Raw genomic sequence first — 23,717 nt, forward strand, 5'->3', positions numbered from 1 at the left:
CCTAATCCATAGTAAGATATGGATTTTATCGCGAGGTAGCTCATGGCCCGGTCAGAAAAAGGTGCAATCGAGAAGTATTACCGCAAGAAAGCGCCCGGCGACGTGCGCAAAATGATCGAAAAGGCTAACAAGGGCGACATCCTGAATCCAAGCTATCCTTACGCCGAAAAAATGAAGACCAAAGACTATGAGCAGCAGATCGAAGCGCTGCAAATCGAACTGGTCAAAATGCAATCCTGGGTCAAAGAAACCGGCCAACGCGTCGCGATCATCTTTGAAGGTAGAGATGCGGCGGGAAAAGGAGGCACCATCAAGCGGTTCCGCGAGAACCTGAACCCACGCGGGGCGCGGAATGTTGCGCTCAGTAAGCCCTCAGATTCCGAGCGCAGCCAGTGGTATTTCCAACGCTATATCCAGCACCTGCCCTCGGCCGGTGAGATCGTTTTTTTCGACCGCAGCTGGTACAACCGAGGTGTCGTGGAAAACGTCTTTGGGTTCTGTAATCAGGAGGAGCGCGAACGGTTCTTCCGTCAGGTGTTACCGCTGGAAACCGGGTTCGTGAACGACGGGATAAGTCTGTTCAAGTTCTGGCTGAATGTCGGCCGGGCGGAACAGCTGAACCGCTTTTTGGCGCGTGAGACGGATCCGCTCAAACAGTGGAAACTCAGCCCAATCGATATCGCCGGATTGGAAAAATGGGATGAATACACTCAGTCGATTTCTGAAACTCTGACCCGATCACATTCGGAAAACTGTCCTTGGACCATCGTGCGGTCTGACGACAAGAAACGCGCGCGCCTTGCAGCGATCCGAACGGTGCTGCTGGCTTTGGATTACGATGAAAAAGACGAAAAAGCCATCGGCGAGAATGATCCGAATATCTGCGGCGGGCCGGATGTTTGGGAGTCCTGACATAAAAAAGGTCTGGGCAAGAATTGATTGCTTGGACGTTGGACCATTCGCTGAAATTGGACTATCTCTTGGCACCCGAACACGTGAAAAACCAATAACCTGAGGCCAGAATGACGAAGCGCGGGTATCACCATGGAAACCTGAAGCAGGCCTTGATCGAGGCCGCGCTGTCGTTGATCGAAGAGAAGGGCCCCACTGGTTTCACCCTGTCCGAGGCCGCCAAGACCGCCGGGGTCACTCCGGCTGCTGTCTATCGGCACTATCACGGGCGTGAGGACCTGATTGCCGAAGCCGCCCGCCAAGGGTTCGAGATGTTCGCCGACCTGATGCAATATGCCTATGACGAGGGTCAGCCATCCGCTCTGGCCGCGTTTGAGGCCACCGGGCGCGCCTATCTGGCCTTTGCCCGAAAGCATCCCGGCCACTACATCGCCATGTTCGAAAGTGGGATTTCCCCGAACCGTACGCCCGAGCTGTCTTTGGCGTCAAACCGGGCCAAAACGGTTCTGGAGAAGGCAGCTGCGGACCTGTCGCAACATATCCCACCGGAAAAGCGCCCACCTGCGTCAATGTTCTCGGCCCATATCTGGGCGATGAGTCACGGTGTGGTCGAACTTTATGCACGCAACGCGACCGGTGCGACCTCGCCCTTTTCGCCCGAGGACCTTCTGGAAAGCGGGATTGGGATTTACCTGCGTGGGCTGGGTCTGGTGCCGCAAGACGACTGATCCTCAGAACAATCGGCTTCCCTGATTGGCGCTGAGGCCTGACGAGACGTTGATCAAATCCATCTCTCCCATCCCTTTGATCTCGACCCGCCCCAGGTCTGAGACCTGAAACTCATCGATCAACGCGTATTTCATCGCCTCCGGCGCGACGATGTTCATCGGGTTTGCGAAGACCTGCAGGCGCGCGGCGATGTTCACGGCTGGGCCAAACACGTCATAGACATATTTCTGAATGCCCACGACCGACCCGACAGCCGGCCCCATACCTAAACCGATCCGGGCCTGCCATTTATGCGGATGGCTTTCGTTTCGACGTTCCAGATACCGCAAGAAGCGCACCGCGCAATGGGCGACAGCCGTGGCATGGTCGGGCGTTGCATCCGGCATGCCAGAGACGGCCAGATAGGCGTCCCCAATCGTTTTGATCCGCTCGCAACCGTATTGCTCGACGATCCGGTCGAACGCCGTGAAGATATCATTCAACTCGCTCAACGTGACCGTCGGATCGGTTTTGGCGGCAAAGTCCGTGAACCCGACGAAATCCAACATCACCACCGAGACTTCGTCGAACAGCTGAGGGGTCACGACGCCAAAGGTCTTGAATTCTTCATACACAGCGCGGGGCATCACGTTCAGCAAGAGGCGTTCCACCCTCTCCTTCTCGCGCTCCAATTCACGCGTGTTGCGCTCGACCATGGTCGAGTAGCTGTCGATCATGCTCTCCAGCTCGCGAATGCGCGTGATGTTCTGGCATTCCACGATCAGCACCTGTTCCGACAACCCACTGGCCAGTGAGACAGTGACCGCAAAGATCAGAGTCCGGCGCTTGGGTTTGATCTGAAGCTCGACCGAATACCGCAGGCCGGATTGTTTGACGTCCTCCAGCTCCTTGATGTCTAGATCAGGTAGGATATCCAACAGAGATTGCTTTTTCTCGGGCTTGCCAAACCATTCGGCGAAAGGACTGTTGTGAAAAACGAATTGGAGATCAGAGGCCCGCACAACCGCAACCCCAACGCCGATGGCACGCAGAAGCTGTTCATTGATGGCAAGGATGCTCATGCCGCGTCACGGCTGACGATGATCGAGCGTTTGCCTTCAATCGCGCCAAGGGCCGTTTTGATATCGCGCTCGGACATGCCATGCATCTCGAGCGCTTCGCCGAATAGCTCTGCCATAACATCGAAATGGTCATGTGAAATGCCAAGATGCCGATGCACGGCCTCGATCCTGTCGTCACTGAACGCTGCGGGACCACCGACCAGGGAAGAGACGAACTTGGTCTGATGGTCAATCAGGCGCGGCATGTCGATATCTTCGAAGAAATGCCCGATTTCGTCGGACTCAAGCGCTATTTCGTAGAAACTCATCACCACACGGCTGATGGTTTTGAAGCCGCCGTATTTCTCGTAAAGCGTTTGTGACACCCCAACACCCAGTCAATAACCAGAAATAACGCCACAACCTTATATCAAATTGGTATTTTTGTTAATGCTTTTGAAAACTTGAGGTCTTAGGCCTCGGTTTTCCACTAGGGTGCTCGAAACAGGCTTCAGACAAGAAGGTCTGTATCAGTTGGAATGAACCCAACAAACCCACCATGGTCGAGCAATTTTTTTTGCCCTCCAAAGCGCCAACCAAGCTTGCGTTTTGCCGCCAACAGCTCGCGTCGCGCGCGGAACCATAACGGGCCTTTGTCCAAGCCTGCATTGGTGGATTGATCACCTTCCCGCTCGCTTGTCTTGACCTGTTCGAGATCTTGCTGCTGCTTCGACCAGATCATCTGCACACCCACAGCCGGGAACACCTGATACATCCGCCAATCTGGCCGAGGGATCGAAACGAAATCATCGAGATGGTCCGAGTACTGCTGAGACCAGGCCAGCAGTTTGCGACACCCCTCCTGCGACAGAACATAGGCCGCAGCACTCGGGGCCATTTCCAGCAGAGGGCGAACTGTGACGCCGCCTAACTCTTCTTCGGCGCTAAAACGCAGGCTACGCGGCGAGTAGTCCATCTTTGCGAAATCGAACCTGTCCGCGTTCTCCACAAGGCCTTCGATCACCTGCCCCAGTCGGGGCGACATCTCGACATCATCTTCGAAAATCGCAGCCGCCTTCAGGTCTTGATCAACCACTTGCTGCCAGACGGCGCGATGACTCTCGAAACAGGCGATCTCGCTTTGCTTCAAACCCCAGCGAGAGCCAACGCCCGGCACATACCCATTCCCCTCCAGAGCATCCGCCTGACGTGCATCAACCGCGCTAAAACGGATCGGGTCGGTCACGCCAGCTTTTGCGAACTGCGCCTCCATGAACGCGCGGCGTTCGGGAACCCGGTCAAGGTTTATGTAGAACACAGCTTTCTCCAGCTGCTTGTCCGCTTGCGTCACGCGTTTTCCTTTCGCTGCCTTCTATGCGCCATGCGACCGGTCATAGGCCGAGACACTTGGCTGAACATGCGACTGCCGCGCGGCTTCCCCCGGATCAAAGACCTCGATCAGCAACGGATAGCATGCGGCGGTATCCGAGGAATGCTCGGAGGAACAATCCCCACCCGGACAGGCTGAGAGGCCGACGATCAGGTCGATCTCGGCGTGGAATTCAAGGTAGTCACCCGGGCGCACCGGGCTGGCCTTCATAAAATACTGGCCGGTATCGCGCGTGAAACCGGTACACATGAAGACGTTCAGAACGTCATGCACATGGGTCTCCGCCTCGTGCAGAGGCAGATCGCAATGCTGCGCCAAAGCCCGGGTCAGGTTCGAATGACAGCAATAGTGGTAGTCATCCCCCGACAGCAACCGCCCGGTATATGGGTCGCAGCGGGTGCCGATCACGTCATGAACGGAGCCCCCAAAAGCATCAAAGCCGTACCAGTCCAGCGTATCAGCCGTGATCGTCGCCAAGGGCCGCATATTTGGGAAGGTCGACCACATGCGGTCTCCGGTCGAAAGATGCGTTCCGTGCAGGGCGCGGGTTTTACCGGAATAGAAACGTTCGGTCAGATCGTGTTTGTTCCACAGGTTTAGATCGCCTACCTGCGCGCCTTCGACGGATGTGATGCGGAAAAAAGCACCGGCTGGCACGTCGATGCAAGCGGCATCGCGCGGCGCGGCGGTGACTTCGGCAGTTTTCACGGATGTGTCCCGCAAGCGGGTCAACCGATCCAGATCAGGACTGGGCAGAGTCTCTGGCGGATAGCAGATTACTGGGCGGATGGCCTTGCGGTCCTCGGCATCACTTGGAGCCGGGAAATTTGGGGTTGAGAGTTTCACTTAGCACCTCCGCCAATTTGGGCTGTCTTGCACCTAACATCGCCAGACATAAAGCAAATACAGGACAGCGGCCAATGCTCAAATCGGTCCATTCTGACGCAACTAGCCCGCCATGCGCGCACGCCGCCGCGCCATGGATTTGCGAAATGCCCAATCGCTGAACAATGTCAGAGGCAACAGGACCCTTTCACCCAACCCGTCAATGACGACAAGTTTGCCACCGCGCTCTTGCGCGCGCACAATGTTTCCGATCCCCATGTCACCGACGATGATGCGTCCGCGCTCCAGATCGTCCAGCAACTCCAGCAAGTCGGCCCGCAGCTTCTGAAGCACATCGGGGTCTCCATTCGCAGCAACCATTTCGGCATGCAGGGACGGCGCAAGATTTCCATCAGGGCCGGTCATCTTTTCTACCACGATTGCAGGTCCCCGCGAGGTTGGCGCATAGCCCATAAACTTCGCCAGACGCTCGATCTCGGGGCAGCCACGGTGCAGCGCGGCAAGGTATTCGTTCGCTTCGCGGTTCCACTGTCGCAAATTGCCGTAACGCCATTCCGCATAGCGCGGTATGAGGTGGTTTCGCTTCGGCTCATCCACGCGGACTTTCAACAGGGCGCCATCCATTTCGGGATGTTGGAAAATCTCATAATTCTGGCTTGTACGCAGAGGCACCTGCCCGGTCAGGTCAATCATGTTCGTCCGTCTGTCCTGTGCAGAAAATTCGCGTCGAACGGCACTATATGGCTGTCATGGAACTGATACAATGCAGCCAGATCTCGCCACACAGAACGCTCATATCTAGGTGCGACGTACACTGATCAGGGGGATTGTGGCGGAGAGACAGGGATTCGAACCCTGGAGACGGTTTCCCGCCTACACACTTTCCAGGCGTGCGCCTTCGACCACTCGGCCACCTCTCCGTGAGCGCGATATGTGACGCAATGCAAAGGGATTTGCAAGGCCCCAATTCCGTGAATTCACGCCCGTTTGCACATTAGTTTGCGGACCATTCCCTACGCGAGCAATGGTCAGACTTCGTCCCCTCCGTCGCCGTCCAGATCTCCCTCGGTCATGGCTGCCGGTTCGGTGCTGGGTGCTCGTTGCTCCGGGGCTGTCGCGGTTGGGTCTTGTGATTCAGTGCGCAGGGCTTCGGGGTTACGAAGCCAAACGTCTCGTTGTGCGAATGGAATCTCGATCCCTTCTTCCACGAACCGGCGATTGATTTCGTGGTTCATGTCGGATTTGACCGACAGAACCCAATTCACGTCCCGCAGAATACCCCGGATTTCAAAGTCCAGCGAATCCGCGCCGAACCCCTGAAACACCACGCTGGGGGCTGGGTTCGCCAACACCATAGGATGAGAATTCGCGATTTCTCCCAAAATGGTCTCGACCTTGCGCGTGTCGGTTCCGTAGGCCACACCCACCGGCACGATCACCCGGCCAATCGTGTTGCCACGCGTATAGTTGGTGACAACGCCACTGATCAGATCCGAATTCGGAACAATGACATCCGTCCGGTCAAACGTCTCAATCCGCGTGGATCGGACCGAGATATCGCGGACGTAGCCCATCATGCCGTTCACATCGATCCAATCCCCTTTCGAGATGGGACGCTCGACCAGAAGAATGATTCCCGAAACGAAATTCGAAACGATGGTCTGCAGACCAAAACCGATCCCGACGGACAGGGCACCGGCGACAATCGCCAGCGATGAGAGGTCAAAGCCAGCCACCGTGATTGCAACCAGCGAAGCGAGGAAAATACCGACGTAGCCAGTGCCCGATACGATCGCATTTTGCCCGCCTGGATCAATACTTGTCTTGGGCAGCAGCGAATTGCGCAAGCCCCCCTGTAGCAGTCGCGTCAGGCCATATCCGATAGCAAACACGGCAACAAAAGTCAGGAAGTTGGATGGAGAGATCGTAACCCCGCCCAAGCTGAACCCTTGGAGGATCTGCGACCAGATCTCGCTCAGATCCGCTTCGCGCGCGCCCCAGAAAAGGGCCAGGATAGGGATCGAAACCAAGGCTAGGAAGAAACCCACCAGAACCGCGAACAAAGAATCGCGAGCGTTGTCCCCCTGCCCCGTAAACCAGCCGTATAGCGAGCTGATAAAGCGCTGCACGATCACAAGAATGGCTATCAGGATCAGCGTATTGACTGCAGGAAACACAATCGCTTCGGCCGCGTTTGTGTAGCCCAACAAGGCCAGAACAGGCGCGCTGACACCAAGCAGCAACACGATGCGCCGGACAACCTCAACAACCTGTGAAAACCCGCTGACGCGTTGGACCTCGCCGCCCTCGGTTGCTGGATCTGACCGTCGGATCTGACGAATGCGCAGCAGAAGAAGTGAGGTGACGACAATGACCGGAAAGACCACAACAGCGCGGGTGGACTCCGCTATGTTCTCAATCCTCTCGAACAGACCGATCAAGTCATGCAGGATCAGCATCACTGCCAGAATATCGACGTAGATACGAATCTCGGTGATCTGCCCCGCCGAGAATCTTCGGAAATTCTGTGCCGCGGCCATCAGGTAGACCTGCCGTCCCACCCAGTCGAAAACAAGCACGATCGCCGCCCAATACGGCACCTGCTGCAGCAAAAGCGTGCCGCGCAGCCCAAGTACACCAGTCAGGTCAATCGCAGCCGTCAGAGCCACCACACCAATCCAGGGAAGGATGATGCGCAGCAAGGAAATCACAAAGGTCCACGCACCGGTTCCGCGCCCACCGAAACGACGCAGATAGTCGCCTCCGCGTTCAGACCAACGGCGCCCGTAAACCAGTAGGATGACGGCCAGCGCCACCAAGGCCAGTATCGCGGGGGCCTGATTTTGCACGCGCTCTTTAGTGACGTCCGATGTCAGATTGGCCGACGTCTCGTTGAACAATCCGAACAGAGCCTCGCGGATATCTGACCATGCGGCGGGCCATGTCGACAGGTTCAGCGGCGATGGACCACGTTCCAGAAACTGCTTTCTCTGACGTTCTCGCAGGATACGATCAATTTCGCTGATCAGACCGTTGGCGCGGCTAAAGGCCTCTTCGGAGATAATCCGCGGCACCCGCAAGGCGTTGAGCTGTTCGTCCAGATGCTCGCGAAGTTGTGCGATATCCTCCGGCTCCGTGACCCCTTCTTCAGGCTTGGGACCCAGCGCCTTGACCTGGCTTTCCAGCGTCTGGATGCGGTCGGCGTTTGCGTTGCGAGCCGAATTGAACGTGTTGCGATAACCGTCGATCTCGGTTCGCAACTGCTCCATCGCGGCGTCCGACGCCCTGTCGGCTTCAACTACACTTTCGGCACGGTCCGCAGTGCTGAGCCAGCCCTTATAGAACTCGCTCTGTCGATCAGTCAGTTGCGCCGAGGCTACCCCCGCCAACCCGACTAAGATAAGCGCAGCAATTGTCAGAAACAGGCGGACCTGTCGCAGCATCAGACGTCCTCGAACACGCCCGGTATCTTACGCGGGGCGTCTGTCATCCAATCGGGCACCGGTAGTTCTTTTTCGCGCAGGAACTCGGGATTGAACAATTTGGACTGATAGCGTGTGCCATAGTCACACAGGATGGTCACAATCGTATGCCCCGGCCCAAGGTCTTTGGCCAAACGCACCGCACCAGCCATGTTGATCGCGGTCGAACCGCCCATGACCAGACCTTCTTCGCGCAGCAGATCAAAGATGTAAGGCAAGGCCTCATTGTCGGTCGCCTGATAAGTGTAGTCCGGCTTGAACCCTTCGAGGTTCTTGGTGATCCGCACCTGTCCGATGCCTTCTGCGATCGAGCCGCCCTCCATCGCGATTTCGCCGGTTGTGTAATAGGAATACAGCCCCGCACCCATCGGATCGACCAGGCCAATCTTCACGCCCTTGGGCTGCAGCGCATCGGCCACGCCCGCCAGTGTTCCGCCCGAGCCGACCGCGCAGACAAAACCATCGACCTTGCCGCCGGTTTGTTCCCATATCTCGGGGCCGGTGGTTTCCACATGGGCCTGACGGTTGGCAACATTGTCGAACTGGTTAGCCCAGATCGCGCCATTGGGTTCGGTTTGCGCCAGTTCCTCGGCCAGACGGCGCGAGTAGTGAACGAAGTTGTTGGGATTGCGATACGGTGCCGCCGGAACCTGAACCAATTGCGCGCCTGCAAGACGCAGCATGTCTTTCTTCTCTTCCGACTGAGTTTCCGGGATCACGATCACCGTCTTGAATCCCATCGACGCACCAACCAGAGCAAGACCGATACCGGTATTACCTGCGGTGCCTTCCACTATGGTGCCACCGGGCTTCAACTCACCCCGCGCAACCGCGTCGCGGATGATGTAGAGAGCAGCACGGTCCTTGACCGACTGGCCGGGGTTCATGAATTCAGCCTTGCCGAGGATCTCGCACCCGGTTTCTTCACTGATGCGCTTCAACCGGATCAGCGGCGTTTTTCCGACTGCGTCGGCAAGATCTCGTGCAATGCGCATGGCACCCTCATTTCATTACGTAACACTGCAGATTTACAGCCGCTCTGCGCCAACCACAAGCGCGATAGTCACCCGCGCAGGCGGTCGCGATGGCGCGCCAGCCAATGGGCCAGGTTCAACAGTTGCAAATCTTTGAAAACATGGCGATCCACCATGTCTATGAAGGTCTCAAACGGAAGGATCTGAGAACGGATATCCTCGCCTTCGGTCTCCAACCCTCCGGCCATTGTCGTCTCGGTCAGTGAGGCCAGCCCCACATAGAAATACAGATAACCCGTCGAGGAGCCGCTGGAAGAATAGCCACCACCGGCATAGTGCAACACGTCGAACGTAATCCCCGCTTCTTCCATCCCCTCGCGATGGGCTGCCTGCTCAGGGGTTTCGCCGGGGTCGATCATTCCGGCCACGGCCTCCCACAGCCAGGGTTCGGGGTCTTCCAGCAAAAACACCGGCGGGCGGAATTGTTCGACCAGCAGAACCGTGTCGCGCACGGGGTCGTAGGGCAAAACCGCCACAGCGCTGCCCTGCATCAGGCTGGCCCGGCGCAAAACCGGCCCCATGGTTCCGTCATGCTGGCGGTGTTGCAGGTCGATCTCTTCCATCGCGAAGTAGTTGACATAGGCGCGGTGATGGCGATGCACGATCACGTCCTTGGACACATCGCGCGCATCCCCCGTTTGCCGCTGCCGCGCGAAGAGTTTTGCCCAGGCCCGTGTCTGAATCGCCCGCATGCTGCGCGCCATATCCGAAGGCGCAACCCGCTCGAAATAGCTCATTTCCTCCTCGGCGGCGAGCGCGGTGACGTCACCGAGGCGTTCAACCCACGCGTCCAGAGACCAAGGCCCATCTGGAACCCAAGCCGCCGGTTCAGGAAAAAACACCTGAGCCTGCGCTTGGGTTCCACCCTCTAGCGTCACTGCCAACGGCCTCAGATCATAGTCGAACCCGCCCTCATAGTAGGCCAGTCGATCCAAATCCGCTTGCGTCAGGCCTTGCACGAACAATCCCAAGGCCTGCTCACCGCTTTCAGATTGAATCATTGGGAAGTCCTGCCCCTGAACCGCAGAAACGATGTGGTCTGGCAGGATGGCAGATGTCAGCGACAGCTCAGAAGACGAGCGCCCGAGAACGGCCTCCAACAGCGGCACATGCCGCAGGGTTCCATAGAAGAACAAATCGGACACGAGAGTACAGGCTTTCGTTAAGTGTTTACATTCAGCGCCAGCGGCGGCTTGCTATTTCAGTCAGCAAACCGGTGGCAACGGCCCCAACACCCAAGGTGATCAGGATTTCGGGCGCGAGTAGCTGTTCGCCGAATTCGACGCTAATCTTGAAGATGGCAATCAGCGCCTCAAAAGGACCATCATAGCGGTGGCGCATGGCCAGCCGGAACATTTCATAGGTGCCTTGAACGAAAAGACCCCAAAAAACCAATGAGGCCACGCCAGTCAGACCATTGTTGATGCCGGCCGTCCAACCCCTTCCGGCCCGCTTGCCCATGATCTTCCAACCGCAAATCCAACCCAAGGCGATATTGACCCAGGTAAAATACCCGTAGTCCTTCCCCTCTTCTCCGTTTGCGATAACCATGCTGGACACGATGAACGCCAACACCACAAGACAAGCGGCGGCGACAAGGCGACTGGCGGTGGGCATGTATGAATTCCGTTCGTTAACTAGGCTTTGCTATGGTGATCTGTGTCACATCGCAATTGCCCGTGTCAAAGGCTGCGCCGCAGGCCGTCAAATAATAATTCCACATGCGGCGGAAACGCTCATCAAATCCCATTTCCGAGATCTGGTCCCACTTGTCGTTGAACGTATCAAACCAACGACGCAGGGTCAGGTCATAGCTCTTGCCGAACTCCTTCGAGCGCACGACATTCAGCCCCGCCTGATCAATCTGCTGTCGCAAGATCGTAGGCGATGGCAGCATTCCCCCCGGAAAGATGTATTTCTGAATGAAATCAACGCCGTTCTTGTAGTAGTCCCAGCGATGATCGCCCACGGTGATGATCTGCAACGTGGCTTGCGCCCCAGGCTTCAACCGATCCCGCACGGTATCAAAGTAGACCGGCCAGTATTTCTGACCCACGGCCTCAAACATCTCGATCGAGGCAATGCCGTCGTATTGCCCTTGTTCGTTGCGATAGTCTTGAAGTTTCAGATCAACCAGATCGGATATACCTGCCTTATCAATGCGTTGTTGTGCGAACTTCAACTGCTCTTGACTGATCGTCAGACCCGTCACACGCAGGCCACGCTCTTTCGCGGCATATTCGGCAAACCCCCCCCAGCCACAGCCGATCTCAAGCACGTGATCCCCGGGTTTGACGCCCATCTCATCGACCATGCTGGCGTATTTGGCGGTCTGCGCCTTCTCGAGACTTTCCTGCCCTGTCTCGAAAATGGCGCTGGAATAAGTCATCGTATCGTCCAGCCAGAGCGCGTAAAAATCGTTCCCCAGATCGTAGTGATACGAGATATTCTTCTTGGCCTGTCTACGATTGTTCCGATGCAGCCAAAACCTCAGACGCTCATAGGCCTGCACGAGAAACTTGCCAGTGAACCCATCGTACGCCGTCTCACTGCCCATATGGACCAAATCCATGAAGGCGCGCAAATCAGGCGTGCTCCAATGGCCTTCCAGATAAGCGTCGGAAAATCCAAGCTCACCTTCCCGGATCAGGCGGGCAAACACGTCGGGATCGTGAATTTCGACCTCGGCAACCGGTCCTGGCTTTGAGCCCTCAACACGGAAGGTCCGTCCGTCGGACAAAGTAATATCCAAGCGCCCGGCTTCCATTTTGCTCAGCATCTTGAAAACCTGCGCGAAATATCTGGGCAGACCTTTTTGGCCTTCGGTCGTTGTCAAGATCATCCGCTCTCCCCTCTGCGGTGGTTGATGCAGGCTAGGACGCAATTGTGTTTGTGGCAAGTTTTCAGTTCCTTACTGGTTTTTTCGGCGTTCATACGCGGCCAGCGCGCGGGCGCGACCTGTTGGCAGATCGACCACCGGTGGCGGGTAATCCGCCTTGGGGTTCAGTCCCCAGGAACGGGGCGTGGCTTCAAAGTAGGACAAGGCCGTCGCAGACGGGTTTGGCCTGCCTTCGGCGATCCATTGCTTTAGGTAGACACCCTTGGGGTCAAATTTTTCCTGTTGAGTATCGGGATTGAAAATGCGGAAGAACGGAGACGCATCCGGTCCGGACCCCGCGACCCATTGCCAGCCCATCGCATTGCAGGCCGGATCCCAGTCGATCAGGCAATCCTCGAACCACTCCATCCCGATTTTCCAATGGGTCATCAGATGCTTGGTCAGGTAACTTGCCACGATCATCCGGGCGCGGTTGTGCATCCGCCCGGTCACATACATCTGCCGCAGACCCGCATCCACAACCGGGATGCCGGTTCTGGCCTGGAGCCAAGCCTGCACCCTGGGCGAATCTTGGGCCTCGTTCCACGGAAAAGCGTCCCATTCGGGCTTCCAGTTGCCCGAAATTAGCTGAGGCGTGTGGTACATCAGATGATAGGCGAACTCGCGCCAGACAAGCTGACGTAGAAATGAACCCGTGCCTTGGGTCCCTTCGAAAGCCGCGCGTTGCACGCGATGCCAGGCGGTACGCGGACCGATTTCACCCAATGAGAGGTATTCGGACAAGTTCGAGGTCCCGTCCAAATCCAGCCTGTCACGGTCAGCGCCGTAATTCGCGATCCGGTTCAGGAACCCCTCCAGATGTTCAAGCGCCGCTTGTTCGCCGGGTTGCACGTAGTGTCTGACGATCTTCGCCCCTCGGTTCATCGCCGCGCCAAGGTGCCATGTCGCCAGATCGTCCGAGGCGGGCCAGTGCGCGGGGGCGGCCAATCGCGTCGGAGCGGCCTCGGGCAGAGGAACGTCACGCCCTTGCACAGCGCGCCACATCGGGGTGAAGACGCGAAACGGTTGTCCGGCCTTGGTCGCAACCGTCCAGGGTTCGAACAGAAGATGACCGGCAAAGGATTTTGCCTCGATCCCCTGCTCTATCAGCACCGTTTTGATCTTTGTATCCCGCGCAATCGAGACCGGATCGTAAGCGCGCGACCAGTACACATCCGTCGCGCCGGTTTCAGAGATCAGCCGCTGCAACTGTGCCAACGCTTCGCCCTGTCGCAGGATCAGACGGCTGCCAATGTCGTTTAGCGCGCGTTCAAAGACCTCAAGCCCCAGCCCGAGCCGCCATTTCGGGGCCGCGCCGAGGGTTTGCACCAAATCATCGCACAGGAACACCGGCACCACAGGGCGACCGGTCGCAGCCGCAGCAGCAAGCGCCGGATGATCGCTTAGCCGCAGGTCACGCCTGAACCACAAAATGATCGGAGGTTGCCCGTCTTCCATTTTCGCCCCGCCGTTTTCTTTCCACTACGGAGCATATCGAAAACTGGATCACAAAACCCGGTCAAGTGCATTCAATAACTGATCAATTTCCTGTTGGGACGTGTAGTGCGTAAAGCTAACCCGCAGCACGCCTTGATCCGGATCGACCCCCATCGCCTGCAAGGCGCGCACGGCATAGAAATCACCGCCGCCGGCCATGACGCCATGCTCTGCCAGCTCAGCCGCCACGGCAGCGGCCGGTCGCCCCAAAGCCAAGGCAACGGTGGGCGCGCGCCGCGTTGCCTCGGAGGGGCCGAGCAGTCGTACTGTGTTTCGGTTTTTGACGGCATCCAGCACCGGTTGCAGCAGCGCGACCTCGTGATTGCGCATCAGGTCATGGGCGAAAGCGCCTTGCGCGGCAGCACCATAAGTTGGGCCGCCATGGTGGGTACTGAGCAGCGAGATGTAATCCGCCATCCCCCCGCTGGCAGCGATTTGCGCATGGTCCGGCCCTGCCGGGGTGAACCGTTTGTACAGAGTATCGCCATTGAAATAATGCGCCTGATTGGGCAGCAACTCACCCAAAGCGCGCCGGATGACCATGCAGCCCTGATGCGGGCCGTAGGTTTTATAAGCCGAAAACAGATAGATATCCGGCCCCAGATCACCCACATTCGGAAAACCGTGCGGCGCGTAAGACACGCCATCGACGCACACGAACGCACCCGCCGCGTGGGCAATGGCGGTGATCTCGGTCACCGGGTTGATCTCACCCACCACGTTCGAGCAATGCGGGAAGCAGACCAGCCGAACTTTTTCATCCAGTAGGTTTTTCAGATCCTGCGGGTTCAGAGATCCCGTTTCGGGATCAATCTTCCACTCGCGCACTTCGATCCCGGCCTCGACAAGGCGTCTCCAAGGGCCGGAATTGGCCTCGTGATCCTGATTGGTAACGATAATTGCTTCGCCGGGGCTCATCCATTGCCGGAAGGCCTGTGCAAGAACGTATGTGTTCTGGGTAGTCGACGGACCAAAACTCAGTTCGTCAGTCTCAACCCCCAGAATCGCGGCCATCCGGGCGCGGGCTTGGTCCATCTCGGCACCCGCAAGACGACTGGCCTCATAGGGTGCATAGGGCTGCACCTTGCGTTGAGTGTAAAACCGCGTCAGCCGGTCGATCACCGGTTGGCAGGTGTAGGAGCCGCCTGCGTTCTCGAAAAAGGCCTGCCCCTGAAGGCTGGGTTCGGCAAAGGCCGGGAACTGAGCCCGAACGAATTCAATATCCAACGCTGTCATGACCAGGCCTTTCGATGAGTTGAGAGAACGGCAATAGCTGAGTGCGCGTCTCAGCCTTCAACCTTGGTGTAGGTCCCCTCACCGGCCAGAATGCCCCGGAAACCGCCCGGCTCATCCAGACCGAACACGATCAGCGGCAGGTTGTTGTCACGCGCCAGCGCAATGGCCGAAGCATCCATGACCCGCAGCCGTTTGGCCAGTACGTCGTCGTAAGAAACCGTGTCATACCGCTTGGCGTCGGCATGTTCTTTCGGGTCCTTGTCATACACCCCGTCCACGCCGTTTTTGCCCATGAAGATCGCCTGACAGGCCATCTCATTCGCGCGCAGGGTCGCGGCCGTATCAGTGGTAAAATACGGGTTGCCCGTACCAGCGGCAAAGATACAAACCCGTTTCTTTTCAAGGTGGCGCACGGCGCGGCGGCGGATATACGGCTCGCACACCTCATCCATGCGGATGGCCGAGATCACGCGGGTAAACACCCCGATCTCTTCCAGCGCCGACTGCATCCCTAGCGCGTTCATAACGGTAGCCAGCATCCCCATATAATCCGCCGTCGTCCGCTCCATCCCCTGGGCCGAGCCGCTAAGGCCGCGGAAGATATTGCCGCCCCCGATCACCATGCAAATCTCAACGCCCAGATCATGGACCGATTTCACCTCCTGCGCGATGCGCTGGACGGTCGGCGGGTGCAGGCCGAATCCCTGATCACCCATCAACGCCTCGCCGGAAATCTTCAGCATCACGCGATCATATTTGGTTTTTTGGGTGTCGGGGGACGAGGTCAGGCTCATATTGCGCTCCGGGCTGGCACGGGTTTATTTTCCGGCGCAAAATGAAGCAAAACGACCGCAGGTTCAATGCGGATACTGAGGGACCATGACCAATCACCCCAACGCATCGATTTGGGACCGACTCCCCGAGATACCGGATGAGAAGCCGGTTCTGATCGCTGGCCCGACAGCCTCGGGCAAGTCCGAGCTGGCGCTGCGCATTGCTGAAAGGTTCGGAGGGGCGATCGTAAACGCGGATGCGAGTCAGGTTTACGACTGCTGGCAAGTGATCTCGGCCCGTCCCTCGCCGGACGAGGAAGCCCGCGCCCCGCATCGTCTCTATGGTCACGTCGCGTTTGATCAGGAGTATTCCACGGGCCACTGGCTGCGTGAGGTCACACCGCTGCTGACGGGCAGCCGGCGCCCGATTATCGTCGGTGGAACCGGGCTGTATTTCAACGCTCTGACGGAAGGAATGGCCGAGATACCGCCGACACCCCCGCATGTACGTCAGGATGCCGATGAGATTGATCTGGCCCAGCTGATGGCGGGTGTGGATACCGAAACCCTGGCCCGGCTGGACACCAACAACCGCGCCCGCGTTCAGCGCGCGTGGGAGGTTCAGCAGGCAACCGGTCGCAGCCTTGCATCCTGGCAGGACGACACTCCGCCGCCTGTGCTGGCCCTGCAGGAAACAGTGCCCATTGTTTTTGACGTCGACAAGTCATGGCTGCTGGACCGCATCACCCGTCGGTTCGATCACATGTTAGAGAGCGGCGCTTTGGACGAGGTTGCGGCCATGCGCGACCGCTATGATCCGTTGCTACCCGCCTGCAAGGCCATCGGGGTGCCGGAACTCATGGCCTATCTGGATGGCTCAATGACATTGGAGCAGGCGCGCGAACGGGCCACGATCTCGACCCGTCAGTTTGCCAAACGCCAGCGCACATGGTTCCGGGCGCGCATGAAAGCGTGGAATCACCTTGATTTATCAAACTGATACGAAACGCGGTTGATTCTCGTTATCCAATCTGGCCGCCCGTCGAAATGAACCAATATTTCCAGTACTTACGGCGCTTGGCTTCCATGAGTTGGCGTCGCGCCCCGCGTCGATAATAGGTAAGAAACACTGGGCAAGTGACGCGCAACAACCGCCCAGACATGTCGTTTTTTTGCTCTTCATGCCGCATTCGAACATTGACGTCCTTCGGATTCTGTTGCCGAATACCGACATGGGGAATTCCAACGTTCAAAAAACCGAACCCTTCGACCTTCGCCTTGGCCTGAAAAACGCCGGCTAGGTTCGTTCATTCCATGCAAAAAACAAATATGTCACAGGGAGAGACATTCATGACTAACCATACAACAAAGGGAACGTCGGTGCACTGGGCCGCAGAGATGCACGCCCAGGAATACCGCGACGGCAATCTGAGCCGCCGCGAGTTTATGGCCCGCGTCACCGCACTGGGCGTTGCCGCTCCGGTCGCCTACGGCATGATCGGTCTGCAATCACCTGCAGCCGCAGCTGAGCCGCAACAAGGTGGTACCATCCGCTATCAGATGGAAGTCCGCGCACTTAAAGACCCGCGCACCTATGACTGGACGCAGATTGCGACCTTCACCGCGGGCTGGCTGGAGTATCTCGTCGAGTATAACAACGACGGTACGTTCAAGCCCATGCTGCTGGAAAGCTGGGAAGCCAATGATGACGCCACCGAATACACGCTGAACGTCCGCAAAGGCGTCAAGTGGAACAACGGTGACGATTTCACTGCCGAAGATGTGGCACGCAACATCGAAGGCTGGTGTGACGCGACACTAGAAGGCAACTCGATGGCCTCGCGCATGGCGTCGCTGGTCGATGAAAGCACCCAGAAAGCCTCTGATGGCGCCATTACCGTGGTCGATTCGCACACCGTTAAACTGAAGTGCAACACGCCGGACATCACCATCATCCCCGGCATGGCGGACTATCCTGGTGCTATCGTCCACAGCAGCTTTGACCCGAATGACATGCTGTCGAACCCGATTGGCACAGGCTTCATGATCCCCGAAAGCCACGAGGTCGGCGTAAAAGGCGTTCTGGTCCGCAACGAGGGCTTCGACTGGTGGGGCTACGAAGCGGGCAAAGGCGGTTACATCGATCGGATCGAATTCATCGACTACGGCACCGACCCTGCCGCCTTCTTGGCTGCTTATGAGGCCGAAGAGATCGACATGAACTGGGAGTCGGTCGGTGAATTCGTCGACATCTTCGACGGCATCGGTCTTGTCCGCTCGGAAATCCCGTCGGGCTTTACAATCGTCATCCGTCCGAACCAGCTGGCTGAAGATGCGGACGGCAACAAGATCTATGCCGACAAACGGGTCCGTCAGGCCCTTGCCATGGCGGTGGATAACGAGGTTTGTCTGGAACTCGGCATGTCCGGCTACGGCATCCCAGCTGAAAACAGCCATGTCGGACCAATGCATCCGGAATATGACTCGTCGATCACCCGCATACCCTATGATCCGGCTGGTGCGAAGGCGCTTATGGACGAAGCGGGGATGGGTGATTTCGAGCACGAAGTGCAGTCCATCGACGATGACTGGCGCCGGAACACGACTGCTGCCGTTGTGGCCCAGCTGAACGACGCAGGAATCAAGGCCAAGCACACGGTTCTGCCGGGCTCGACTTTCTGGAATGACTGGACCAAGTACCCGTATTCCTCGACCAACTGGAACCACCGCCCGCTGGGTACGCAAATCCTGGCGCTGGCATATAAGTCGGGCGTCGCTTGGAACGAATCCGGTTTCTCCAACGAAGAGTTCGACACGCTTCTGGCCGAGGCAAACTCGCTCGCTGATGTCGACATGCGCCGCGAGGTGATGGCGAAACTGCAGGCGATCATGATCGAAGAAGGTGTTGTCATTCAGCCATACTGGCGGACGGCAATGCGCCATCATCGCGACAACATGGTCGGTGTCGAAAAGCACATCGCGGACCTGCCGCAGCTTTACAAGTTCGGCCTGACCTCCTGACCCAAAACACACAAAGGCCGCGCCGCACTGGCGCGGCTCTTCGTCCTCAATACGGCGACCATAAGAATAGCAACGCGTGAGGCGGAATGCCGTCCACGCCAGCCGACCAACAGGGGCTAACATGGGACTTTTCATTTTAAGGCGTGTGGGGATTATGCTGTTGACAGCATTGTGCCTGACATTCCTGGTTTTTTTCCTCACCAATCTCTACCCGAACCTGGAAAAGCTTGCGAAAACGCAGGGCAATTTCCGGATGTCGGATGAGCAGGTCGAGAGCTTTTTGGAAAAAGGCGGATACCTTCAGTCGACGCCCATAAAATACGGTGAATGGCTGGGCGTTCTGCCCTCATACCGGCACACGAATGAGGACGGCACAGTTCAGGGCCGATGCATTCTACCGGGCAAAACCGCTGAAGAGTCTCCTAATTTCTGCGGCATCCTTCAGGGCTACTGGGGCTATTCCACCGTCTTTAAGGAAGAAGTCGGCACCGTTGTCGGCACCCGTCTGGCCTTGACCGGGCGGCTGATGTTCTGGGTGATGCTGCTGATGGTCCCCTCGGCCCTGATCCTTGGCATTCTGGCTGGGATGAAAGAGGGGTCGGCTACGGACCGGACGCTGTCGACCTTTGCTATTACAACCACCGCGACGCCGGAATACGTCTCGGGCGTGATCTTCATCGCGATCTTCACGTCATCTGCTGTGGGCCTAAAGTGGTTCAAGGGCACGGCGACGCAAGCGATGGAGAACCCGACGTTCGAGAACTTCTTCTTACCGGTGCTGACAATCGCGCTTTATGGGATGGGCTATATCGCCCGCATGACCCGCGCCTCGATGACCGAGGTGATGACAGCGCAATATATCCGCACCGCACGCCTGAAGGGTGTCTCGTTCCCGAACATCGTCATGAAACACGCGCTGCGGAACGCTCTGATCGCGCCGTTCACCGTTATCATGTTGCAGTTCCCATGGCTGCTGAATGGTGTGGTGATCGTCGAGACCCTGTTCAACTACAAGGGCTTTGGCTGGGCGCTGGTGCAGGCGGCGGGGAACAATGACATCCAGCTGTTGCTGGCGATCTCGGTCGTGTCGGTCTTTGTGGTGCTGGTGACGCAGTTGATCTCGGATATCGGCTACGTCTACCTCAACCCGCGCATTCGAATTTCATAAGGGAGGGTCAGATCATGGAACCACTTACCTGGACCGGCTCTATCGCCTTCCTCAACCCGCTACTCGCGCTGGCACTTGGGATCATGGCCCTGTCCATCGTTGTCTGGATGCTGGCCAGCATTGTGCTGCCCGAGGATCAAATGACGGTGAACCCGGACGGTACTTTAACCTCAAGCTCGGGCCTGCGGAACATGATACAGGCCGCGCTGCGCTATAGCTTTATGGCCAGCGTCGCGATCGCGGTCGCCTATGTCGTGTTGGGCATCCTGATGGGTACCAGCGCCGGGATCATTGGTGCGATTTCGCAGCAGTTTCTACCAGTCTGGCTGTCGCTTATCATCCTGTATGCGATGTCAATCGCGTTCAAACGCAAGCTTGGTCTTTATGGCAAGCTGTTCGACAGCCCTATTGGCATGATCGGCTTTGGCCTTGTGATGTTCTGGGTTTTCACCGGCATCTTTGGCGCGCTTGATCTGATCGTGACCCATGACCCACTTGCGCAGATATCGGGCATGAAGAACAAGGTGCCCGGAACGCCGCTGCCCAATCTGGAGGACGGCCAATACGCCTGGTACCTTCTGGGCGGAGACAATCTGGCCCGCGACGTATTCAGCCGCATGGTCAAGGGCGCGTGGATCGTGGTTCAGATCGCTCCGCTTGCCACAATGTTTGCCTTTATGGTCGGGATCACACTGGGCCTGCCTGCCGGGTACTATGGTGGTCGTCTGGATACGCTTTTGTCGTTCCTGGCGAACCTGATCCTCGCCTTCCCTGTGATTCTGCTGTTCTACCTGTTGGTGACACCCGAGATCGTGGCGACCGGTGTGCCAAACTATATGGCAGCCATCCTGTTTGTCTTCCCGATCATCTTCCTCGGTGTCCTGCTGAATTCGCGCTACTACACGCGTCCGAATTTCCGAACACCTCTGCTGATCGGGGTTCTGGGCGTGGCGCTGTGGTTCTACCTGTCACTGATTTCGACCGGAGGCTACATCATCAGCACCGACAGCTACCGCGTCTGGGGTCTGCCGACCTATCTGGACTTGTTCGACATTCCGGGCGGTATTCTGGTCGTGTTCGTTTCGGTGGTCTTCGTGAACTCTCCCACGGTGTTCCGCATCGTGCGCGGGTTGGCGTTGGATATCAAAACCCGCGACTATGTGGCGGCGGCCCAAACGCGTGGTGAGGGTCCGTGGTACATCATGCTTTGGGAAATCCTGCCTAACGCGCGTGGTCCGCTGATCGTCGATTTCTGTCTGCGAATTGGCTATACAACCATCCTTCTGGGGACCTTGGGTTTCTTCGGGCTGGGCTTGCCGCCCGAAAGCCCGGACTGGGGCTCGACGATCAACGAAGGGCGCAAGCTTCTGTCGATCTATCTGCACCCTGCCCTTCCGCCCGCTTTGGCCCTGTTGTCACTGGTTCTGGGGTTGAACCTGCTGGCAGACGGTCTGCGCGAAGAAAGTCTGAAGGACTGATGTGATCAAGGCCGGGGGCTCTGCCCCCCGGACCCCCGAGGTATTTTTAGCCAGATGAAGGGGATACCCCCGGACTCTCGCGAGGAGTAACAAGATGAACAAACTGGCGGACTATGACGGGCCTATTCTAGAGATCGACAAGCTTTCGATTTCGTTTTTCACCCGGCTGAGGGAAATTCCCGCCGTTATGGATTTCTCGGTCAGCGTGCAGCCAGGTGAGGCTGTCGGGCTGGTGGGGGAATCCGGCTGCGGTAAGTCTACGGTGGCGTTGGGTGTCATGCAGGATCTGGGCAAGAACGGGCGCATCGTTGGCGGCTCGATCAAGTTCAAGGGGCGTGATCTGGGTGAAATGACCACCGAGGAACTGCGCGACATTCGTGGCAATGAGATCGCGATGATCTATCAGGAGCCGATGGCCTCGCTGAACCCGGCGATGAAGATCGGTAAGCAGCTGATGGAAGTGCCGATGATCCATGAAGGCGTTGGTCAGGAAGAGGCTTATGCGCGCGCGCTGGAGGTCGTCACGGATGTGCGCCTGCCCGACCCCGAGCGGATGCTGAACTCTTTCCCGCACCAGTTGTCCGGCGGTCAGCAGCAGCGGATCGTCATTGCGATGGCGTTGATGTCGAAGCCTGCCCTGTTGATTTTGGACGAACCCACAACAGCGCTGGACGTGACCGTTGAGGCCGCCGTGGTCGAACTGGTCAAGGATCTGGGCAAGAAATACGGCACCTCGATGCTGTTCATCTCACACAATCTGGGGCTGGTTCTGGAAACCTGCGACCGACTGTGCGTGATGTATTCGGGCGAAGCTGTCGAGCGCGGATCGATCCACGATGTGTTCGACGAGATGCAGCACCCCTATACGCAGGCGCTGTTCCGGTCGATCCCCCTGCCCGGTGCCGACAAGAACGCTCGACCCCTGGTAGCCATTCCGGGGAACTTCCCTCTGCCGCATGAACGTCCACCGGGCTGTAATTTCGGCCCGCGTTGCGACTATTTCGAAGAAGGTCGCTGTGACGCTCAGAACATCCTCATGGAAGCGGTGCCCGGCAATGATCGCCACCATACGCGCTGCCTGAAGTTCCAAGAGATCGACTGGAACGCGCCGATCACCGTTGGAGAGCAAAAGGAAAAGGGCGAGATCGGTCGGACCGTTCTGAAGATGGACAACCTCAAGAAATACTATGAGGTGGCGGCCAACGCTCTGTTTGGAGGCGGTACGACCAAAGTGGTCAAAGCCAACGAGACGCTGAGTTTCGAAGCCCATGAGTCTGAGACACTGGCCATCGTTGGCGAATCCGGTTGCGGTAAATCCACTTTCGCCAAGGTTCTTATGGGGCTCGAAACGGCGACCGACGGGCAAATCCTGCTGGACAACCGCAATATCGAGGCCGTTCCGATCGAGGAACGCGACGCAAAGACCGTGGGCGAAGTGCAGATGGTGTTCCAGAACCCGTTTGACACTCTGAACCCTTCGATGACCGTCGGGCGTCAGATCATCCGGGCGCTTGAGATTTTCGGGGTCGGCAATTCCGAGGCTGAGCGTAAGAAGCGCATGCTGGAGCTCTTGGACCTGGTGAAACTGCCCCGCGCTTTCGCGGACCGGATGCCGCGACAGCTCTCTGGTGGTCAGAAACAGCGCGTCGGTATCGCGCGCGCGTTTGCGGGTGATGCTCGGATTGTGGTTGCGGACGAACCGGTCTCGGCCTTGGATGTGTCCGTGCAGGCGGCCGTGACCGATCTGCTGATGGAGATCCAGCGCGAACACAAGACCACCTTGCTGTTCATTAGCCATGACCTGTCGATCGTGCGCTATCTCAGCGACCGGGTGATGGTGATGTATCTCGGCCACGTGGTCGAATTGGGCACAACCGATCAGGTCTTCTCGCCCCCGTATCACCCCTATACCGAAGCGCTGCTGAGCGCGGTTCCGATTGCCGATACCTCAATCGAGAAGCAGCATATCGTGCTGGAGGGCGATATTCCGTCGGCCATGAACCCACCGCCGGGTTGCCCGTTCCAGACGCGTTGCCGGTGGAAATCCGAGGTGCCGGATGGGCGTTGTGAATCAGATGTCCCGCCTGTGAAGACTTTGGCCGACGGCCATCAGGTCAAATGTCACCTGGCCGAAGATGTTCTGGCCCGAATGGAGCCTGTGATCAAAATCGCTGCGGAATAGGCGTTTGTACAAACTTGAAAGGCCGGTCATTGACCGGCCTTTTTTGAATTC

At 57.7% G+C, this 23,717-nt stretch carries 20 protein-coding genes and 1 tRNA gene; 7 read left to right on the plus strand and 14 right to left on the minus strand.

The features are described from left to right. Positions 1-42: 42 nt before the first annotated feature. Together ppk2 and ACR0AI_RS03775 are read left to right on the plus strand one after the other, a co-directional pair. A complete protein-coding gene (ppk2, locus tag ACR0AI_RS03770; protein ID WP_170638853.1) occupies positions 43-912 on the plus strand; it encodes a polyphosphate kinase 2 in 870 nt (289 codons plus the stop codon). A gap of 110 nt (positions 913-1,022) precedes the next feature. Further along, the gene (locus ACR0AI_RS03775) at positions 1,023-1,640 is read left to right on the plus strand and encodes a TetR/AcrR family transcriptional regulator (protein WP_170487400.1); all 618 of its coding nucleotides are present in this window, start codon (positions 1,023-1,025) and stop codon (positions 1,638-1,640) included. 3 nt (positions 1,641-1,643) lie between these two features. Here ACR0AI_RS03775 and ACR0AI_RS03780 read toward each other — a convergent pair whose 3' ends face one another. The 14 genes from ACR0AI_RS03780 to pyrH all read right to left on the minus strand — a co-directional run bounded on the left by ACR0AI_RS03780 (position 1,644) and on the right by pyrH (position 15,838). Further along, positions 1,644-2,702: an adenylate/guanylate cyclase domain-containing protein gene (locus tag ACR0AI_RS03780; RefSeq protein WP_480671699.1), complete on the minus strand. Its 1,059-nt coding sequence runs from the start codon at positions 2,700-2,702 to the stop codon at positions 1,644-1,646. After that, positions 2,699-3,067, minus strand: coding sequence for a group I truncated hemoglobin (locus ACR0AI_RS03785; RefSeq protein ID WP_170376778.1), 369 nt, complete (start codon positions 3,065-3,067; stop codon positions 2,699-2,701). Before ACR0AI_RS03785 ends, ACR0AI_RS03780 begins: the two co-directional genes overlap by 4 nt. A gap of 125 nt (positions 3,068-3,192) precedes the next feature. After that, the gene (locus tag ACR0AI_RS03790; protein WP_480671701.1) at positions 3,193-4,032 is read right to left on the minus strand and encodes a glycosyltransferase family 25 protein; all 840 of its coding nucleotides are present in this window, start codon (positions 4,030-4,032) and stop codon (positions 3,193-3,195) included. Between the two features lie 21 nt (positions 4,033-4,053). After that, the gene (locus ACR0AI_RS03795; protein WP_480671703.1) at positions 4,054-4,917 is read right to left on the minus strand and encodes an urea carboxylase-associated family protein; all 864 of its coding nucleotides are present in this window, start codon (positions 4,915-4,917) and stop codon (positions 4,054-4,056) included. Positions 4,918-5,019: 102 nt separating this feature from the next. Next, positions 5,020-5,610, minus strand: a complete 591-nt coding sequence (locus ACR0AI_RS03800; RefSeq protein ID WP_480671705.1) for a YrbL family protein — start codon at positions 5,608-5,610, stop codon at positions 5,020-5,022. Positions 5,611-5,747: 137 nt separating this feature from the next. Continuing rightward, positions 5,748-5,837 (minus strand) — tRNA-Ser (locus ACR0AI_RS03805). A gap of 108 nt (positions 5,838-5,945) precedes the next feature. Next, positions 5,946-8,360 (minus strand): DUF3772 domain-containing protein, encoded by a 2,415-nt coding sequence (locus ACR0AI_RS03810; RefSeq protein ID WP_480671707.1) that lies wholly within the window; start codon positions 8,358-8,360, stop codon positions 5,946-5,948. Then, positions 8,360-9,394, minus strand: a complete 1,035-nt coding sequence (locus ACR0AI_RS03815; RefSeq protein WP_170376768.1) for a cysteine synthase A — start codon at positions 9,392-9,394, stop codon at positions 8,360-8,362. Before ACR0AI_RS03815 ends, ACR0AI_RS03810 begins: the two co-directional genes overlap by 1 nt. Before the next feature lie 68 nt (positions 9,395-9,462). After that, positions 9,463-10,578: an NUDIX domain-containing protein gene (locus tag ACR0AI_RS03820; RefSeq protein WP_480671709.1), complete on the minus strand. Its 1,116-nt coding sequence runs from the start codon at positions 10,576-10,578 to the stop codon at positions 9,463-9,465. Positions 10,579-10,609: 31 nt separating this feature from the next. After that, positions 10,610-11,050 carry a TrgA family protein gene (locus ACR0AI_RS03825; RefSeq protein WP_480671711.1) on the minus strand — a complete coding sequence of 147 codons (441 nt, stop codon included), beginning with the start codon at positions 11,048-11,050 and terminating at the stop codon, positions 10,610-10,612. A gap of 16 nt (positions 11,051-11,066) precedes the next feature. Next, positions 11,067-12,275: a class I SAM-dependent methyltransferase gene (locus ACR0AI_RS03830; RefSeq protein ID WP_480671713.1), complete on the minus strand. Its 1,209-nt coding sequence runs from the start codon at positions 12,273-12,275 to the stop codon at positions 11,067-11,069. Positions 12,276-12,344: 69 nt separating this feature from the next. After that, on the minus strand, positions 12,345-13,769 hold the full coding sequence (locus ACR0AI_RS03835; RefSeq protein WP_480671715.1) for a cryptochrome/photolyase family protein: 1,425 nt from the start codon (positions 13,767-13,769) through the stop codon (positions 12,345-12,347). A gap of 48 nt (positions 13,770-13,817) precedes the next feature. Further along, positions 13,818-15,044: an aminotransferase class V-fold PLP-dependent enzyme gene (locus tag ACR0AI_RS03840; RefSeq protein WP_480671717.1), complete on the minus strand. Its 1,227-nt coding sequence runs from the start codon at positions 15,042-15,044 to the stop codon at positions 13,818-13,820. 50 nt (positions 15,045-15,094) lie between these two features. Then, positions 15,095-15,838, minus strand: coding sequence for a UMP kinase (pyrH, locus tag ACR0AI_RS03845; RefSeq protein ID WP_480671719.1), 744 nt, complete (start codon positions 15,836-15,838; stop codon positions 15,095-15,097). 85 nt (positions 15,839-15,923) lie between these two features. Here pyrH and miaA point away from each other — a divergent pair, with 85 nt between their 5' ends. The 5 genes from miaA to ACR0AI_RS03870 all read left to right on the plus strand — a co-directional run bounded on the left by miaA (position 15,924) and on the right by ACR0AI_RS03870 (position 23,666). Next, entirely contained in the window at positions 15,924-16,817 is an 894-nt protein-coding gene (gene miaA / locus ACR0AI_RS03850; protein ID WP_480671721.1) for a tRNA (adenosine(37)-N6)-dimethylallyltransferase MiaA, read from the plus strand. A 350-nt stretch (positions 16,818-17,167) separates the two neighbouring features. After that, positions 17,168-18,838, plus strand: a complete 1,671-nt coding sequence (locus ACR0AI_RS03855; protein ID WP_480671723.1) for an ABC transporter substrate-binding protein — start codon at positions 17,168-17,170, stop codon at positions 18,836-18,838. Between the two features lie 121 nt (positions 18,839-18,959). After that, a complete protein-coding gene (locus tag ACR0AI_RS03860) occupies positions 18,960-20,006 on the plus strand; it encodes an ABC transporter permease (protein ID WP_170376750.1) in 1,047 nt (348 codons plus the stop codon). A gap of 14 nt (positions 20,007-20,020) precedes the next feature. After that, a complete protein-coding gene (locus ACR0AI_RS03865) occupies positions 20,021-21,484 on the plus strand; it encodes an ABC transporter permease (RefSeq protein WP_480671725.1) in 1,464 nt (487 codons plus the stop codon). Positions 21,485-21,578: 94 nt separating this feature from the next. Continuing rightward, positions 21,579-23,666 carry a dipeptide ABC transporter ATP-binding protein gene (locus tag ACR0AI_RS03870; protein WP_170551194.1) on the plus strand — a complete coding sequence of 696 codons (2,088 nt, stop codon included), beginning with the start codon at positions 21,579-21,581 and terminating at the stop codon, positions 23,664-23,666. The last annotated feature ends 51 nt before the right edge of the window (positions 23,667-23,717 follow it).

This window comes from Ruegeria sp. BG3 (assembly GCF_056538485.1).